The organism is Granulicella paludicola, from assembly GCF_025685545.1.
Lineage (GTDB): Bacteria > Acidobacteriota > Terriglobia > Terriglobales > Acidobacteriaceae > Granulicella > Granulicella paludicola.
In genome coordinates, this window is record NZ_JAGSYC010000025.1 from 179,254 (window position 1) to 195,798 (window position 16,545).

Annotated in this window: 15 protein-coding genes; 5 read left to right on the top strand and 10 right to left on the bottom strand. The window is 60.9% G+C overall.

What is annotated here, in order from left to right; translation table 11 throughout:
• Positions 1-87 precede the first annotated feature (87 nt).
• On the bottom strand, positions 88-522 hold the full coding sequence (locus OHL14_RS12695) for a MarR family winged helix-turn-helix transcriptional regulator (RefSeq protein ID WP_263379728.1): 435 nt from the start codon (positions 520-522) through the stop codon (positions 88-90).
• A 134-nt stretch (positions 523-656) separates the two neighbouring features.
• Between OHL14_RS12695 and OHL14_RS12700 the strand changes: the two genes are divergently transcribed.
• Entirely contained in the window at positions 657-2,456 is a 1,800-nt protein-coding gene (locus OHL14_RS12700) for a TonB-dependent receptor plug domain-containing protein (RefSeq protein ID WP_263379729.1), read from the top strand.
• Positions 2,457-2,534: 78 nt separating this feature from the next.
• Here OHL14_RS12700 and OHL14_RS12705 read toward each other — a convergent pair whose 3' ends face one another.
• The 6 genes from OHL14_RS12705 to OHL14_RS12730 form a co-directional block, all read right to left on the bottom strand.
• On the bottom strand, positions 2,535-3,227 hold the full coding sequence (locus tag OHL14_RS12705; protein ID WP_263379730.1) for a 4-hydroxy-tetrahydrodipicolinate reductase: 693 nt from the start codon (positions 3,225-3,227) through the stop codon (positions 2,535-2,537).
• A gap of 10 nt (positions 3,228-3,237) precedes the next feature.
• On the bottom strand, positions 3,238-4,668 hold the full coding sequence (gene lysC / locus OHL14_RS12710; RefSeq protein WP_263379731.1) for a lysine-sensitive aspartokinase 3: 1,431 nt from the start codon (positions 4,666-4,668) through the stop codon (positions 3,238-3,240).
• The gene (asd, locus tag OHL14_RS12715) at positions 4,665-5,804 is read right to left on the bottom strand and encodes an aspartate-semialdehyde dehydrogenase (protein ID WP_263379732.1); all 1,140 of its coding nucleotides are present in this window, start codon (positions 5,802-5,804) and stop codon (positions 4,665-4,667) included. The genes lysC and asd overlap by 4 nt, the downstream gene beginning before the upstream one ends.
• Before the next feature lie 64 nt (positions 5,805-5,868).
• Positions 5,869-6,654 carry a hypothetical protein gene (locus OHL14_RS12720; RefSeq protein WP_263379733.1) on the bottom strand — a complete coding sequence of 262 codons (786 nt, stop codon included), beginning with the start codon at positions 6,652-6,654 and terminating at the stop codon, positions 5,869-5,871.
• Positions 6,655-6,748: 94 nt separating this feature from the next.
• Entirely contained in the window at positions 6,749-7,063 is a 315-nt protein-coding gene (locus tag OHL14_RS12725; protein WP_263379734.1) for a hypothetical protein, read from the bottom strand.
• Between the two features lie 103 nt (positions 7,064-7,166).
• Positions 7,167-7,964 carry a carboxypeptidase regulatory-like domain-containing protein gene (locus OHL14_RS12730; RefSeq protein WP_263379735.1) on the bottom strand — a complete coding sequence of 266 codons (798 nt, stop codon included), beginning with the start codon at positions 7,962-7,964 and terminating at the stop codon, positions 7,167-7,169.
• 579 nt (positions 7,965-8,543) lie between these two features.
• Here OHL14_RS12730 and OHL14_RS12735 point away from each other — a divergent pair.
• Positions 8,544-9,536, top strand: coding sequence for a hypothetical protein (locus OHL14_RS12735; RefSeq protein ID WP_263379736.1), 993 nt, complete (start codon positions 8,544-8,546; stop codon positions 9,534-9,536).
• Positions 9,537-9,601: 65 nt separating this feature from the next.
• Here the strand turns inward: OHL14_RS12735 and OHL14_RS12740 are convergent, their stop codons facing one another.
• Positions 9,602-10,621, bottom strand: coding sequence for an isocitrate/isopropylmalate dehydrogenase family protein (locus OHL14_RS12740; RefSeq protein WP_263379737.1), 1,020 nt, complete (start codon positions 10,619-10,621; stop codon positions 9,602-9,604).
• A 278-nt stretch (positions 10,622-10,899) separates the two neighbouring features.
• Here OHL14_RS12740 and OHL14_RS12745 point away from each other — a divergent pair, with 278 nt between their 5' ends.
• The 3 genes from OHL14_RS12745 (at position 10,900) to OHL14_RS12755 (ending at position 14,890) form a co-directional block, all read left to right on the top strand.
• Complete coding sequence (locus OHL14_RS12745; protein WP_263379738.1) at positions 10,900-12,180, top strand: carbohydrate porin; 1,281 nt, start codon at positions 10,900-10,902, stop codon at positions 12,178-12,180.
• 35 nt (positions 12,181-12,215) lie between these two features.
• Entirely contained in the window at positions 12,216-13,223 is a 1,008-nt protein-coding gene (locus OHL14_RS12750) for a cytochrome D1 domain-containing protein (RefSeq protein WP_263379739.1), read from the top strand.
• A 98-nt stretch (positions 13,224-13,321) separates the two neighbouring features.
• Positions 13,322-14,890: a hypothetical protein gene (locus tag OHL14_RS12755; RefSeq protein ID WP_263379740.1), complete on the top strand. Its 1,569-nt coding sequence runs from the start codon at positions 13,322-13,324 to the stop codon at positions 14,888-14,890.
• A gap of 11 nt (positions 14,891-14,901) precedes the next feature.
• Here the strand turns inward: OHL14_RS12755 and OHL14_RS12760 are convergent, their stop codons facing one another.
• Together OHL14_RS12760 and nrdR are read right to left on the bottom strand one after the other, a co-directional pair.
• Complete coding sequence (locus OHL14_RS12760) at positions 14,902-15,906, bottom strand: hypothetical protein (protein WP_263379741.1); 1,005 nt, start codon at positions 15,904-15,906, stop codon at positions 14,902-14,904.
• 93 nt (positions 15,907-15,999) lie between these two features.
• Entirely contained in the window at positions 16,000-16,485 is a 486-nt protein-coding gene (gene nrdR, locus OHL14_RS12765) for a transcriptional regulator NrdR (RefSeq protein ID WP_263379742.1), read from the bottom strand.
• Positions 16,486-16,545 lie beyond the last annotated feature (60 nt).

Below are 16,545 nucleotides of genomic sequence, written 5' to 3' on the forward strand. Positions count from 1 at the left end.
CAATTAAGCATCCGTTGCCTCCGGGGCTGAAGCCCGTACCCTTCAAAGCAAGCTCGTGTGCAGGTGCTCGAGACTTGTGAGAGTTCGCTAGGTTGATTCAGCCAGAGAACGGATGGTGGCGAGCGAGGCTTGCAGGGCTTCTTTGCCGACGGCGGATTCAAACTGCTTCTGGACCTTGTCGAGCGCGCCGATGACGCGGATGGCGGTCTTACGGCCTTGCGGTTTGAGCGCGAGGTGGTAGGCACGGGCGTCTTCAGGATCGATCCTGCGCTGGACGAGGCCGCGGGCTTCGAGCGAGGAGATGCAGTGGCTGACGTTGCCACGGGTGGTGCCGAAGGTCTGCGCGAGCTGCGAAGGCTTGACCGGCGCGGGGGATTCGAAGAAGAGTGCCGAGAGGATGAGGGCTTCGAGGAAGTTGAGATCGTCGGCCTGCAAGAGGTGGGCTGCCAGCACGTCGAAGCGACGCGCGGTGAGCGTGATGCAGAACATGGGGCTTTCGTTGAGGAAGGTTTCGATGCGCATAGGTCGGTATTTGATTGAGCTACTCAATTATCTCTGACGATACCAAACTATGCTTGTGTGGGAGCTCGTCGTGGCTGAAGCTCAACGGTGAGGCTTTGATTTTGCGACAGATTGTTTTGAAGAAGACGGCTTGGGTGATTTGGCTTGCAGGAACTGCGATGGTGGGCGGGGCGCAGCAGCCGACGCCGGTGAGCAAGATTCCTGAGGTGAGCACGACGGTGATCGTGGTGGGGGCTCCGGATGCGGTGACCGAGGCAGAGTCGGCGCGCTCGACGGCGACGCTCGACGTGCAGGGTTCAAAGCTGCTCTACGGGAATGCGCAGGATTTGTTGCGTAGTGATAATTCAGTTGACCTGGAAGAACGTGGGGGCGGGGGTGTGCAGAGCGATGTGACGATCCGGGGTGGATCGTTCGAGCAGACGCTGGTGCTGCTGAACGGGCTGCGGATCAATGATTCGCAGACGTCGCACTTCAATCTGGATCTGCCGATTGTGACGGATGCGCTAGCGAGCGTGAATGTGCTGCATGGGGCCGGTTCAGCGTTGTATGGCTCGGATGCGGTGGCGGGTGTGGTGGACTTTGTGACGGCTGCACCTGCGCCGGGGTGGTCGCTGCTGGCGCGAGCGGGTGGTGGCAGCTATGGGGCTCAGGAGCAGGCGGCGATGTTGTCGTGGGGTGGGAAGCGCGCGAGCGAGGTGGTGTCGGGAGGGCGAGAGTTTTCGGATGGATTCATTGCAGACCGCGACTTTCGCTCGGAGGAAGGGAGTTCAGAGACGCGGGCTCGATCGGCGCTGGGGGACAGCGATCTGCTGGTCGCGGCGAGCGATCGGGCGTATGGAGCGAACCAGTTTTATGGGGACTATCCGTCGTATGAGCGGACGAAGGGGTGGTTTGCCGCGCTGAGTCAGCAAATCGATGCGAAGACGCTGGCGGCGGTGGGGTTTCGGCGGCACACGGACGAGTTTGTGCTGTTGCGTGATCAGCCGAATGTGTATGAGAACAACCACATCGATACCAGCTGGCAGGGCGCGGTGCGGCGCAAGGAAGAGCTGCCGCTGAAGGGCGCGGCGGTGTTCTATGGGCTGGAAGCCAACACGGATGAGATCCACAGCAACAGCCTTGGGGATCATGGGCGGAATCGCGGCGCGGGGTACCTGGGGTTTGAATGGCTCGGGTCGAAGTGGGGGACGCTGTCAGCAGGGGCACGCGAGGAGATCTTCAGCGGCGGGACGGCGGTGTTTACTCCCGATGTGGCGGGGAGTGTGCGGCTGAAGCACAACGTGAAGCTGCGGGCTTCGACGGGGCGAGGGTTCCGGCTGCCGACGTACACGGACCTGTACTACAGCGATCCGACGACGGTGGGCAATGCGGAATTGAAGCCGGAGAGTGCGTGGAGCTTCGATGGCGGCGCGGACTGGTATGTGAGTGCGAAGCTGGCGCTTTCGTTCACGGCATTTCACTCGATCCAGACGGACACGATTGATTATGTGCGAGCGAATGCGGCGCAGAAGTGGATGGCGGAGAACTTGAGCGGGCTGCACTTCACGGGTACGGAGACGACGGTGGACTGGCGTCCGATGACAGGGCAGGAGTTTCGGGTGGGGCTGACGACGCTGGCGGGGGCGCAGCGCGCGCTGGACGGGCTGAAGTCAGAGTATGTGTTCAATTATCCGGTGCAGAATGCGAGCGCGGAGTGGATAGGCAGATGGAAGAACGGGCTGGTGCTGCGGCAGCGGGTGCGGGTGGTGAATCGAATTGCGCGGGCGGTGTATCCGGTGTGGGATGCTTCGGCTTCGTACGAGGGCACTAGGTATGTGCAGCCATATGTGCGCGCGACAAATCTGAGCAACACGGATTACCAAGAGATTGTCGGGGTGCAGAACCAGACGCGGTCGATTATGGCGGGGGTGCAGGTGGTGCTGGGGCGGCGGTAGGAAATCCGCGGACGGGTTCGCTTCCCACTCAGGGCGACGCTAAGGCTGTCGTCATGAGTGAGGCACCCAGTTCTGTAGTTAGAGGTGGTCGACGACTTCGCGGATGTCGTAGACGCCAGGTTTCTGCTTGACGAGCCATTCGGCGGCGCGGACCGCGCCTTCAGCGAAGGGGCGGCGCGAGGTGCTGTCGTGGGTGAGCAGGATGCGGTCGCCAGAGCTCTTGGCTTCGACGGTATGGATGCCAGCGACGTCGGCGGTGCGGATGGATTCGATGGGCACATCGTCGATGGAGTCGAGCGACTTCTTGACGGCCTCGGCGATGGTGATGGCGGTGCCGCTGGGGGAGTCGAGCTTGCTGGTGTGGTGCGTTTCGGAGATGGAGAAGCTGTAGCCGGCGTCCTTGAGCGTGGTGATCATCTGGCGGGTGAGCTTGATCATGAGCTGCACGCCGACGGAGAAGTTGGTGCCATAGAGCAGTGATGCCGTGCGGCGCTCGGTGAGGGACTTCATGTCATTGAGCTTGTCGTACCAGCCGGTGGTGCCGATGACCATCTTCGCGCCGGTCGCGAGCACGGCGCGCATGTTGGTGAGCACGGCCTCGGGCGTGGTGAAGTCTATGACGACATCGAAGCCAGCGACAAAGGGGGCGGTGAGAGCGGCTCCGTCCTTGTTCTCCTTGGCATCGAGCACGTGAACACTATGGCCGCGTTCGGCGGCGACATCTGCAACGAGTTTGCCGGTCTTGCCGACTCCGAGAACGAGGATACGCATGGCTGAGATCCTAAACCTTTCCGGCTACGACTGTCCGCGCTTCGGTGTCGAATACCGTCGGGTCTGGTGAGACGAAGAACCTGTTGTGCAGTGAGCGAATCGCCTCTTCGACATCTTCTTCATTGATCATGAAGCTCATGTTGATCTCGCTGGCACCCTGCGAGATCATGCGGACGTTGACGTGCGAGATCGCAGTGAAGACTTGGCCGGAGATGCCGGCGTGGCCGCGGATATCTTCGCCGACGAGGCAGATGAGGGCCTTGTTGGACTCGTACTTGACGTCGGCGATCTGGGAGAGCTCTGCGCAGATGGCGGGCAGAGCTTCCTTGCTGTCGACGGTGACAGAGATGGAGACCTCGGAGGTGGAGACCATGTCGATGGCGCAGTGGTGCTTGTCGAAGACGTCGAAGACCATCTTGAGGAAGCCGTGCGCGAGCAGCATGCGGCTGGCGACGATGTCGATGATGGTGAGCTTCTTTTTCGCGGCGATGGACTTGAACGGGCTGGCGCAGGGCGGCGGCGTGGCGACGATCTTGGTGCCTTCGTTTTCTGCGTTACGGCTGTTCAGCACCCAGACGGGGATGTTCTTCTGCACGGCGGGCAGGATCGTTGCGGGGTGCAGGACCTTTGCACCGAAGTAGGCAAGTTCGGCGGCCTCTTCGAAACTGATGGTCTTCACGCGAAGCGCGTCGGCGCAGATGCGGGGATCGGTGGTCATGATGCCGTTGACGTCAGTCCAGATCTCGATGGCACCGGCGTGGAGACCGCCGCCGACGAGAGCCCCGGTGTAATCGGAGCCGCCGCGACCGAGGGTGGTGGTGATGCCGTCGCAGGAGCCGATGAAGCCGCCCATGACGGGGACCTTGCCGAGGTCGACGAGAGGAAGGACCTGCGAGACGAGCGCGTTTTCGATGGCGTGCTCGTTGGGCGTGGCCTTGCCGTAGTGCGCGTCGGTGAGGATGACGGTGCGCGCGTCGACGTGGGTGGACGACATGCCCTGCTCGGCGAAGGCGGCGGCGACCATCTGGCTGCTGAGGCGTTCGCCGAAGCTGACGACGTTGTCTTCGGTGCGCGGGGTGAGCTCGCCGACGGCGGAGATTCCGCGGAGGAGATCGTCGAGCGCGTCGAAGTCATGATGGATGTTGAGCTGCAGGCTGGTGAGTCGATCGCCTGAGACGAGGTCGCCTGCGGTCTTGAGGTGGCGCGTACGCAGGCCGTCGGAGAGACGCAGGGCGCCTTCGCGATCGTTCTTGCCTGCTGCGGCTGCGGCGGCGAGCAGGGTATCCGTGACCTTGGACATGGCCGAGACGACGACGATGGGGTTGAGGCCCTTGCGGACGCGGCCAGCGACGATGTTGGCGGTGCGCGTGATGGCAGTGGCGTCCTCAACGGAGGTGCCGCCAAACTTCATGACGACGATGTGGCTGCGAGGAGTGCTCATGCCTGCACCGGGCTTTCTGCTGGCTGAAGGCTCTTGGCGCTGTTTACGGCAGGGAATTTGCGGAAGTCGAACTTGCCGAGCATGGCGAGGATCTCGGCGTTGAGGATGGCCGCACCGGCGGCTCCGCGGATGGTGTTGTGCGAGAGCAGGGTGAACTTCCAGTCGAAGAGGGTGCAGGGGCGCAGGCGGCCGACGGTGGTGGTCATGCCATTGCCGCGCATCAGGTCGACGCGGGGCTGCGGGCGAGTATCGCCGTGCTGATACTCGACGGAAAACTCGGGAGCGGAGGGCAGATGGAGGCCGTCGAGACCCTTGCCATGGAGCGGTTGGAACTCAGCCCAGGCGGCGAGGATCTCGGCATGAGTGGCGGCCTTGCGGAGCTTGACGCTGACGCACTCGGTGTGCCCTTCGAGTACAGCCACGCGGTTGCACATGGCGGAGACGGTGAGGTCGGCGTCCTGGAAGCTGTTCGCGGTGGCGGTGCCGAGGAGCTTGGCAACCTCCTCCTGCAGCTTCTCTTCTTCGGACTTGATGAAGGGGATGACGTTGCCGAGGATGTCGAGCGACGGCACGCCGGGGTAGCCCGCGCCGGAGACGGCCTGCATGGTGGTAACGAAGAGCTTCTCGATGCCGAAGCGCTCGTGCAGAGCAGCGAGCGGAAGGACGAGGCCGATGGCGCAACAGTTGGGATTGGTGACGAGGAAGCCGCCACTCGTTTTGCGAGTGGCTTGGGACTCGATCACTTCGAGATGGTCGGCGTTGACTTCAGGGACGACTAGCGGCACGTCGGCACCCATGCGGAAGGCCGAGGAGTTCGAGATGACGGCGCAGCCAGCGGCGGCAAAGCGTGGCTCGAGTTCTTTCGCAATCGGAGAGTCCACCGAGGAAAAGATGATGCGCGGGAGGTCAGCGCCTGCATCTTCGGGGGTGTTGGGTTGCAGCACCATCTTGGCGATGTGGTCAGGAAGCGGAGTGTCGAGACGCCAGTTGCAGGCCTCGGCGTAGGGTTTACCCGCGCTGCGATCGCTGGCGGCAAGCCAGGTGATGTTGAACCAGGGGTGGTCTGCGAGGAGTTGAATGAATCGCTGGCCGACCGCTCCGGTCGCGCCCAGAATACCTACGTTACGCCGTTCCATAATCCATCTAGGATAACGCAAGAGATAGGGAGTAGGATGCAGGGAATCGCTGAGACGACCTCTTTCAGATTTGATCCTCAGGAACTCTAAGACGGAGCAGAAGGTCGCGGCGTTCACGCTTCATTCGCCGATACTCTGCCCATGCCGCCAGAGCGAACAGAATGGGCATCGTTGTAACAAAGCCCGTGACAGATGTGCGCCACGAGCTGAATGCCCAACCGACGGCTATCCATGCAACCGCTTCAATCCAGAGAACTGGTCGCATCTCGGCTAACTTTTCTTTGTATCGTGCCTTGAAGAGTGCTCGACCTGTGGGCGAATTGAGAATGTAAGGCCATTCTGATTTAACCTTCGCCTGTTTCAGCTCCCACGCAGCTTTTCTTTCCGCCACCCGTTGCTCACGAAGTTCTGGTGAGAGCAATTCCTCGAGAGCTTCGCGTGCGAGAGTCTTCTTCTCCTCTTCCTCTGTTTCATCTTCAAAGAAGAGATCGTCGAAATAGCCGAGAGCAACCAGTTCACTCGGATAGTCGGCTGCCAACATGAGTCGATAAAAGTAAGGAATAGAGGGGAGTGGATCTTCGCCACTGTCCAAGATGCGTCGCGCGAGCTGAAGAGCAAGGCTTAAGGCGGCTTGTTGTGGAGAGATTGCCTGGCAACCAAGCTCAGCGAGCATCGGCTGCAACGCTTGGTCGATTGCCCATCCCGCGTCGGGTTCCAAAATTGCCATGCGGAGGACGCCGGGACCGTCGAAACCCTGTTCCATGGCATCTTGTGCAACTCTAGGCAGTTGTTCCGTGGGGATCAGACTTAGCGCGATTTCCGCTTCGAAAGTTGCCAGATCGAAAGGCATGTTGCCAGCGTATCAAGTCTGCGGATCTCAGAAGCTAGAAAAGACAGATGCCCGCAACCTGAGTGGCCGCGGGCATCTGTAGAAGGTGTAACGATTAGCTGACGTACTCGACACGGCGACGGCGGTAGACGGTGTTGCCGCCGCCTCCCCAGGCGAAGAGCAGGGCGATGACGTGGAGCAGGAACCACAGACCGATGCCCTGATCCTGATAGATCCAGAAGAGGATGAGCAGGCGCGGAACGAGCAGTGCCACGATGACCGGGATGAGACCGACGGCGGGTGGAATATAGGCCGTCATGCTGTGTTGCAGCCACGCCAGCAGGATGCAGATGCGCGGCAGGAAGAGCGAGAGCACCAGGAACCAGAGCGGGATCGCATGGACGGGCAGGGCAACCGAATATTCGTGCATGGGGGTACCTTTCGACAGCGTCAGTACTTGTATGGAGAGCGTGGGGGGCTGTCGAGTTGTATCGGTGGCCGAGCTTTATCGTTTTTGAGAGCGTCCTACGGCTTTATTTCGCTGCGAAGGTGAAGGCTGCGGGGGCCGTGGCCTTAGCGGGGACGGTGACTTGAATGTCCTGCTCACCGAGGGTTTCGTGCACGGCGGCGACGGTGTAGGTACCCGGGGGCAGGTTCTTCAGCGTGAAGCTGCCGTCGGCGCCGGTGACGGCGAAGTAGGGGTTGGGAGCGACGTTGATGAAGGAGTTCATCCAGGGGTGGTTGTTGCAGCGCACGGGCAGCATGGTCTCGGGCTTGTCGAACTTCTGCGTCTGCGGCGCGCCCATGGGGGACTGCGAGACGTCGACCGAGGCGGTGCCGTCGGTGGGGGTGGTGTGGATGTTGTGCATGGTGGGGTCGGAGTTGTGGAACTCGACCGAACCGCCCTGCTGCAGAGCGATGACGTGCGGAACGTAGCGGCAGCCCTTCTGATCGAGCACGACGGGCGCGGTGCCAGCGGGAGCGGCGGAGGCGGGGATGCCGGACTTGACGTAGACGTAGACGTTCGCGAGGGCGTGGTTCGCGACGACGATCTGCTCGGAGTTGTTGGGCGTGGCGGACATGGCGCAGGCCGGGTCCATGCTCATGTCAATGGCGACCGGGGCCGGGGCTTTTCCGTCGAAGTGCACGGTGCCGGAGATGGAGCCAGCGGTGGCGGGATCGACGACGGGAGCAGCAGCAGGGCTGCCCGCTGTGGAGGTTGTGGGTGCAGCGGCGTGCTTGCAGCCTACCGAGGTCATCGTGACGCCTAGCAGCAGGGCGGTAAGAGCTTGATGACGGAGACGAAGGGCGGTCGTAGAAAAAGCTCGCATAGGCACAAGATCATTGTAAGCGGTTAGGCGGGGGGGCATTCGCAACCCAATCCAATCAGCTTTGGCAGAACGAGGCTCCATGTGACGGAAAAGTACCAGGCGCTGCAGAGCTCTGCGCTGAAGATGCTGTTTGGTAGGGGCGGCGCCAGCAGCGGTTTCGACATCACTACGTAAGCCGGGCGCTGCGTCGCAGCGCAACCTGCGAAGGCGAATATAAAAAGGCACGGTTGGACATGCTAAAGCTAGAGCCATGACGTTTGCGCCGTGTCTGTATCCGACGAAAAATCTGGCTAGTATCTGGCACGGGTTCAAAATGACAAGATCGTCACTTTGAGTCGCAATCCGACTTCTGCGGGCCAGCGTTCCCACTACACGCGAGCACGGCCGGCACCTAGCAAAGGTGTTCTCCGGCTGAAGATCGGGCAAACCCGCCTATAGCTTCTGTGCGATACGTACGCCATACCGAGTCCATTTGCAGTTACCGCCTCATGCGTGCAGCCACCTAGCGTGGTCGTGCGAAATCCCAGTGCTGTTCGCAATTTTGCGCCCAAACCATACACCGTACGATGGAGGTTTTTCATGGCATTGCCAGAGGTCACTCAGCAGGAAATCGAAAACATCACGAACCGCCGTTCCTTCCTAGTAGGGGCAGGCATGTTTGGCCTTGGCGCTGCGGCCTCCGCACTAGTCATCGGTTGCTCGAACAATGCGACTTCTACGCCGACGCCTGTTTCCGCCGCCACCACTGCGGACACCGCCACGCAGATTCTTACGGCGGCGTTAATCGCCGAGACCCTCGCGATCACCACGTACTACACCGCCCTGAACACCAGTGCTGTGATCACGGACCCCAACCTTGCTGGAAGCGGTGGAACCGCTACCAGCGTCAGCGCGAGTGGCAGTCAGATCAACGTTGCCTATCTACAGGGAGCCTTGCTAGAAGAGGTCGCGCATGCGCAACTGCTGCGTTCTCTCCTCGGCCTGCCTACGAACGGCTCCGGCGATGCAGCTGCCGGTGTACCGCAAACCTTCTACTACCCAACCGGCACCTTCTCCTCGCTGATGGGATTTGTGCCTGTGCTGCTTGCTCTGGAGACTGCGTTCATCGGTGCCTATATGACCGCTGTCGAAGAGTTCTCGTCGATGGCCGCAGCCTACAACGGCTTCAGCGCCACGCAAAAAGATCCGTCGTCGACAACCGGCGGTACTCTGAGCCAAGCCACGCTGATCCTCTATGCCAAGGTGGCTTCGGCTATCCTCGGGGTTGAGTCGGAGCACCGCGCTCTCGTTCGCGGCATCCCATCCGTCACCCTGGGCTCACCGAGCTACGCGGGCCTAAACCTCATCCCTGCGAACAACTTGAACTATGAGATCACCGACGGCCTTACCGGCCTGCTGGTCAGCGTCAGCGGCAGCACGACGACCACCGCTGGCGCGGCACTCACTCCGTTCATCGCGGCGGGCACCAACCCTGTGTCGGTGGCAAGCGCTGCCAACATGGCGAGCTTCTCGTCGGTCGTCAACGCCTCGGTCATGGCGAACGTCACCGGCTCGATCCCCACAGCTGAATAACTTGGAGCAAGGGATAAGGCCACGGCATTCGAGCCGTGGCCTTTTTCTTTTTCGACAGGAACTCTTTAGAGCGCGGCGATGACGGCTTCGGTGAAGGCCTTGGTGCCGGAGTTGCCGCCGACGTCGCGGGTGAGGGTCTTGCCGTCGGCGTAGACCTTTTCGATGGCTGCCTGGACCTTGTTCGCGGTTTCGGTCTCGTTGAGGTGGTGGAGCATGAGGACGGCTGACTGGAGCAGGGCGGTGGGATTGGCTTTGTCCTGTCCGGCGATGTCCGGAGCGGAGCCGTGGACGGCTTCGAAGATGGCACAATCGGCACCGAGGTTGGCTCCGGGGACGAGACCGAGACCGCCGATGAGGCCGGAGCAGAGGTCGGAGAGGATGTCGCCGTAGAGGTTTTCGGTGAGGATGACGTCGTACTGCCAGGGGTTCATGACGAGCTGCATGCAGGTGTTGTCGACGATGTGCTCGGCGTAGGTGATTTCCGGGTACTCGGCGGCGACGGCCTTGCAGCACTCGAGGAATAGGCCGTCGGACTTCTTCATGATGTTCGCCTTGTGGATGGCGTGTACCTTCTTGCGACCGTGCTTGCGGGCGAACTCGAAGGCGGAGCGAGCGATGCGGGTCGAGCCTTTGCGGGTGATAATTTTCAGCGACTGCGCGATGTCGGGATTGATCATGACTTCGAGCCCCGCGTAGAGGTCTTCCGTGTTCTCGCGGAAGATGATCATGTCGATGTTGGGGAACTTCGTTTCGAGGCCGGGGAGGCTTTTGACGGGGCGAAAGTTGGAGTAGAGGTCGAACTTCTTGCGCATGGCCACGTTGATGGACGAGAAGCCGCCACCGATGGGGGTCGCGGTGGGTCCCTTGATGGCGACCTTGTTCTGTTCGATGGAGTCGAGGGCGGCCTTGGGCAGGATGTCGCCATTCTTCTCGTAGGCTTCGGCACCGCACTCGAAGGGATGCCACTCGAAGCTGGCTCCGGTCTGCTTGCCTGCGGCTTCGACGACGGCAACCATGGCGGCTGCGACTTCGGGACCGATGCCGTCTCCGGCGATCAACGTAATCTTGTGCGTGCGCGTCGACATACGGTGGATGTTTCCTTCTGGGAGAGATGTCTCCCGCTGATGCAATTGGAGTTGGAACGCGTGCGAAAGTGTGGGTTCGCGGCGTCCGTCACGATTCATTGTAAGGCGTGGGTGCTTTGGGTGTGGAAGAAGCGCAACCTGATCGGATATCGGAACATCGAATGCACACCACCGAAGTAGAAATTGAGGCTCGTGAGATGGTTCGTACGTCAGGCAAGTGTTTGTGGGAAAGAACCATTCTGAGGGGCTGTGGTGGGCTGCTGTTGTTACTGGCGCTGATGGCTGTGACGCAACGAGCGGCAGCGCAGGTCGGTTCAGGTGAGCCGGATGCTTCGGCGAGGTCGCAGCGGGACCGCGAGGCTCGAGAGGATGCGGACAAGCAGGGCAAGGCGGCGGTGCCACCGAAGTATCCGGGGCAGGCGCTCGATGTGGATGCGCGCGTACTGGCCAAGGTGCCGACCGATCCGCTGGTCGATGACGATACGCTGCATCGCACGCTGAAGCCTGCGGAACGTGCGCTCGATACGCTTAAAGGGACGGACAACATCAGCTTTTCGGCATCATATACGCTGCTGAATCAGTATGCGACGGCTACTCCGGCGGGGGCACGGCACAATGTTGGCGGTGGACGATTCGATCTGGTGGGGGGATGGAAGCTTTACGACCATGAGACGAACGCGGGCACGCTGAGCGTCCTGGTGCGTTCGGGGACAAATATCGGGGTGAGCGAGCAGTACAACCTGAGCAATGCGCTGGGGTCGGCGTTGGTATTGAACTGCCTGCAGGGTGGCGGGAAGCAGGACACGATCTCGTTGAACATTTTGTATTACCGGCAGGACTTCTGGCAGAAGAAGGTGGCGTTCTATGTGGGCAAGATCCATCCGAACGAGTACATCAGCCTGAGCCTGTACAACAACGACGAGCGCAGCCAGTTTTTGAATGGCGAGAACGATGGGAACCTGACGATTCCTTCGGACGGAACGTATGCGGGCGGAGCGGCGCTGGAGTACCAGATGTCGAAGCACGTTTATGTGCATGCGGTGACGGTCGATACGGAGGGCTCGGAGACGAGCAACCTGAAGACGCTGGTCGATAAGAAATACATGAATGCGATCGAGTTCGGATGGAAGGAAGGCTCGCCCACGCAGCAGGAGCACCTGTTTCGCTTCGCGTTGTGGCGGGACGATACGAAGTCGCTGGGCAGCGGCGCGGGCGCGGGCTTCGGTGCGGACTATGAGCTGAAGAGCGGTTGGGTGCCGTTCGGTCGGTTGGGAGTCGCAACGGATACGGGCAATAACATCAAGCGCGTCTTCGATGCAGGGATTGCGAACATCCGCCCATTCGGGCGACGCGGCGATATGTTCGGTTTTGCGCTGAACATCACTGACCCGAGCCATACGGCGCTGCATCACGAGTCGCAGTTCGAGACGTTCTACCGGGTGCGGATGACGCACAGCGTGGAGTTCGGACCGGACCTTGAGGTGGATATTCATCCGACCAATGCACAGAAGGCTTATACGACGACGCTGCTGGGGCTGCGGGCGAAGATCGTGCTGTAGAGCGAAGTCGCGTGGCTGGAGTATGCTTTTGTGCCATGCAAAAGATATCGGTTCTTTCGGCTCTGTGTGTGGGTGTGTGCGCGATGGCGCTGTCTTCGGCAACGATGGAGGCCCAGTCGTTGCTGGTGGTGAACCAGGGGGATGCTACGGTCAGCGTCGTCGATCCGGTGACACAGCAGAAGGTGGCTGTGATCGAGGAGAAGACGGGCAACGTGCATGGGCACGAGATCACGGTTTCGCCGGATGGCAAGACGGCGTATCTGCCGATCTACGGCAGCACGGGCGTGGGCAAGCCGGGGATCGATGGGCATGAGATGTTCTTCATCGATGTGCCTTCGCGGACGATTACAAGCAGGCTCGATTTTGGGCATGGGATACGGCCGCATCTGCCGGTGCTGGATCCGGTGAGCGGGTTGCTGTACGTGACGACCGAGCTGGACAAGACGGTGACGGTGATCGATCCGAAGACGCGGAAGATTGTGGGTACGGTGCCGACGGGGCAGGAGCAGTCGCACATGCTGGTGCTGTCGCACGACGGCAAGCTGGGGTATACGGCGAATGTGGGGCCGGGCACGGTGTCGGTGCTGGATCTGAAGGAGCGCAAGACGCTGGCGGTCATTCCGGTGGCGGGCGAGGTGCAGCGCATTTCGATTTCAAACGACGACAAGCTGGTGTTCACTTCGGACTATACGAAGCCGCAGCTGGTGGTGATCGATACGGCGACGCGCAAGGTGAAGCAGACGATTGCGCTGCCGAACCTTGGCTATGGATCGGCGTCGACGAAGGATGGTAAGTGGCTGCTGATCGCGGTGCCGCAAGCGAAGCAAGTGGCGGTGATCGATTTGAAGGCGATGAAGGTTGCCCGCACGATTGATGTGCCCGCGCTGCCGCAGGAGGTGCTGATCCGGCCTGACGATAAGGTGGCGTATGTGTCGTGCAACGAGAGCGGGCAGGTGGCGGCGATCAACCTGGGGACGTGGGCAGTGCAGAAGATCATATCGACGAGTCCGCTAGCGGATGGCCTGGGCTGGGCGAAGCGTTAGCGAGGAAGTTCGAAATACCTGTTGCCATCGTTCACGGAGCGAGCGTATATAGGTACGGCCAACTGGTACGAGGTTCAAACTAAATGCGGAGAGACGCGATGCAGAAGCGGTTGATGCGGAAGATTTCTGTAGCACTTATGGTTGCTGGCGTCGCGGTGCCGCTATCGGCGCAGGTATCTGCGCTGAATCCCGCGATGATGAAAAAGATCGCGACGGTGGATGAGCGCTACCAGTCCTACAACATCGAGATGCTGGAGGTGACGGGGGGCGACTTCTGGAAGCCGTACAGTTCGATCGGGCCGTCGAAGCTGGATAGCGGCAATCATCCGGTGGGCATGGACCCGAACATGTATGAGTATCGAGCGCCTCTCGATCTGTCGTCTGCGCGGCTGCGCAAGCTGGCTGCAGCACTGGGACCGGCGTATGTGCGGGTGAGCGGAACGTGGGCGAACTCGACGTATTTTCAGGACTCGGATGCGCCGGCACCGAAGACGCCGCCAGCGGGATTCAAGGGGACGCTGACGCGGAGTGAGTGGAAGGGCGTCATCGATTTTTCGAAGGCAGCGAACGCGAAGATCGTGACCTCGTTTGCGACGAGTGGAGGAACGCGCGATGCGGCAGGTGTGTGGACGCCAAAGGAGGCTGACAAGTTCGTAGCTTTCACGAAGGCGGCGGGTGGAGAGATTGCGGCGGCGGAGTATATGAATGAGCCGACCATTGCAGCTATGGGTGGCGCTCCGGCGGGTTACGATGCGTCCAGCTATGGGAAGGATGTAGCGGTTTTCCACCCGTGGTTGAGGCAGCATTCGCCTCACACCGTTTTCCTGGGTCCGGGTGGGGCGGCGGAGGGAGGACAGCTTGACGTGCCGTTTCCGAATCTTCTGCCGAGTGAAAAGCTGATGGTATCCACTGGGCCCGTCTATGACGTCTTTTCTTACCATTACTACGGCGGCATCTCGGAGCGTTGTTCGAAAATGATGCCTTCCGGTGGCACCACCGTCGCCGATGCGTTAAGTGAGAACTGGCTTGAAAAAACCAACAAGGTCGAAGTGTTTTACGCGCAGATGCGCGACAAGTTTGAGCCTGGTAAACCGCTGTGGGTGACGGAGACGGGAGAGACTGCGTGTGGCGGCGATCCGTGGGCGAAGACGTACCTGGATAGCTTCCGCTATTTGAATCAGCTGGGCACGCTGGCGCAGAAGGGTGTGAAAGTAGTGATGCATAACACGCTGGACGCGAGCGATTATGCGCTGCTGGATGAGCACACCTACGAGCCGCGACCGAACTACTGGGCCGCGCTGCTATGGCGGAAGATGATGGGGACGACGGTGCTTGATCCGGGAGTGTCGCCAGGGCCGAACGTGTATGTGTACGCGCAGTGTCTGCGGGGCGTAAAGGGCGGCGTGGCGGTGCTGGCGATCAATGCAGATAAGAACTCGCCCGCGACGATGAGTCTCCCGAAGGCGGCGGAGCGCTATACGCTGTCGGCGACCGAGCTGCAGAGCGCGCATGTTGAGTTGAACGGAGTGGAGTTGCGACTGGGTGAAGGGGATGCGCTGCCTGCGTTGCGTGGCGCGACGGTGGCAGCAGGAGAGGTGACGCTGGCCCCGGCGACGATCACGTTCTTTGGCATCAGCGGAGCGGAGAATGCGGCCTGCAGAGAGTAAGTGTGGCTCTACTACCAGAGGGGCGCGACCGGTTGTTCGATCCACTGGACAGCCTTGCCGCCGGAGGCTGCCAGGATAGCCGCTAAGTAGGGCTTCGCAGCAGGATCGTAAATCACGGTGATGGAGCCAGGAGAGCCGTCGTGGCCTGCCAGGCCATCATGGCCAGCAAGGCCATCGGAGCCAGACATGCCGCTGGGTGTGCCGATGCCGCCAGAGCCGCCACGGCCTGCGCGGCCGCCGGTGCCACCCCGCCCCCCGGAGCCTCCGCTGGATCGCAGCGTGAGGGAGCCTCCCTGCGGGTCAATCAGGTAGTAGCGTGTTTTTGCATTGGAGGCCGTTACCTCGGCCTCAAGCAGAACTGGAGTTCCGACAAGCACGGTTACCTTCGCCTGCACGACTGGGCCATCGCTTCCATCTCCGCCATTGCCGCCATCGGTACCGTTGCCACCGCTGGAGCCGTTGCCACCCGCTGAAGGATTGTTGGGGTCGATGGAACCGGTGGAACCATCTGTTCCGTCGGTGCCTGCCTGTCCGTCGCTGCCGTTGTTGCCATTGGCACCGCTGTAGCTGGCAGAGAAGGGATAGACATACGTGAGCGGTATGTCGAGCGTGGCGTGCAGATCAGGATGACTCGGCACCGCGACGTCTATGTGTCCGATTTTGCCTTGGCTGAGCCGGGGATCGTGTGGGAGCGAAAGAACACCCTTCTTATAACCGACGACAGTCGGCGTGACCACGAGGTCAGACCAAAGGATCTTGCCCTTGCCTTTGCCTTCGGTGGTCCATACTTTGCCTGTCGTGTCAGTGAAGGTGGCGACGAGCGGCGTCTTCTCTCCCGGAGCGACAGCCGGACCGTTCGGCAAGGTGACTTCCATGTTGGTGACGGGTAGCTTGGCGAGGTACACCTTTGCGCCGACGAAGACCTGGATGCGGTTGCAGCCGCTGAGCGCGAGCGTGCTTATCAGCATCAAGCTGCCTGCAAACCTGGCAACGACCGACGAGGAGATGCGACCCATGGAGGACTCCGTTCCTAAGGCTGAAGCCTGACCGCTGAGGGTGCAGACACAGCCTTGCGTTGGAAGTTTCGGGTCGCGACAGATTGTTGCACCTTAGCGGGGGTTGGCCTTGCGAGAGCGCGAGTTGTGATTCGAGAGCAGGCCCTCGAGTTCTTCCTTGAACTCGTTGACGTCCTTGAAGTCGCGGTAGACGCTGGCGAAGCGGATGTAGGCGACGGTGTCGATCTCTTTGAGGCGCGCCATGATCAGCTCGCCGACCGAGGCGGTGGAGCGCTCGCGTTCGGCGCTGTCGACGACGAAGGCTTCGACGGCGTCGACGATCTCCTGCATCTGCGTGACGGAGACCTTGCGCTTCTGGCAGGAGTGGAGCAAGCCGGAGAGGACCTTCTGGCGATCGAAGTTCTCACGGCGGCCGTCCTTCTTGACGACCATGTAGGGAATTTCATCAAGGCGTTCGTAGGTGGTGAAGCGCTTGTTGCAGCGCTCACACTCGCGGCGGCGGCGGATGGACTCGGCCTCCTTGCTTTCGCGACTATCGATGACCTTGTCCTGGGTGAAACCGCAGTACGGACATTTCATTAGGCCTTCATTCTAGCAAGCAGCGACGATAGCTGGCTTTGCGTGCGGATACACTGGTGG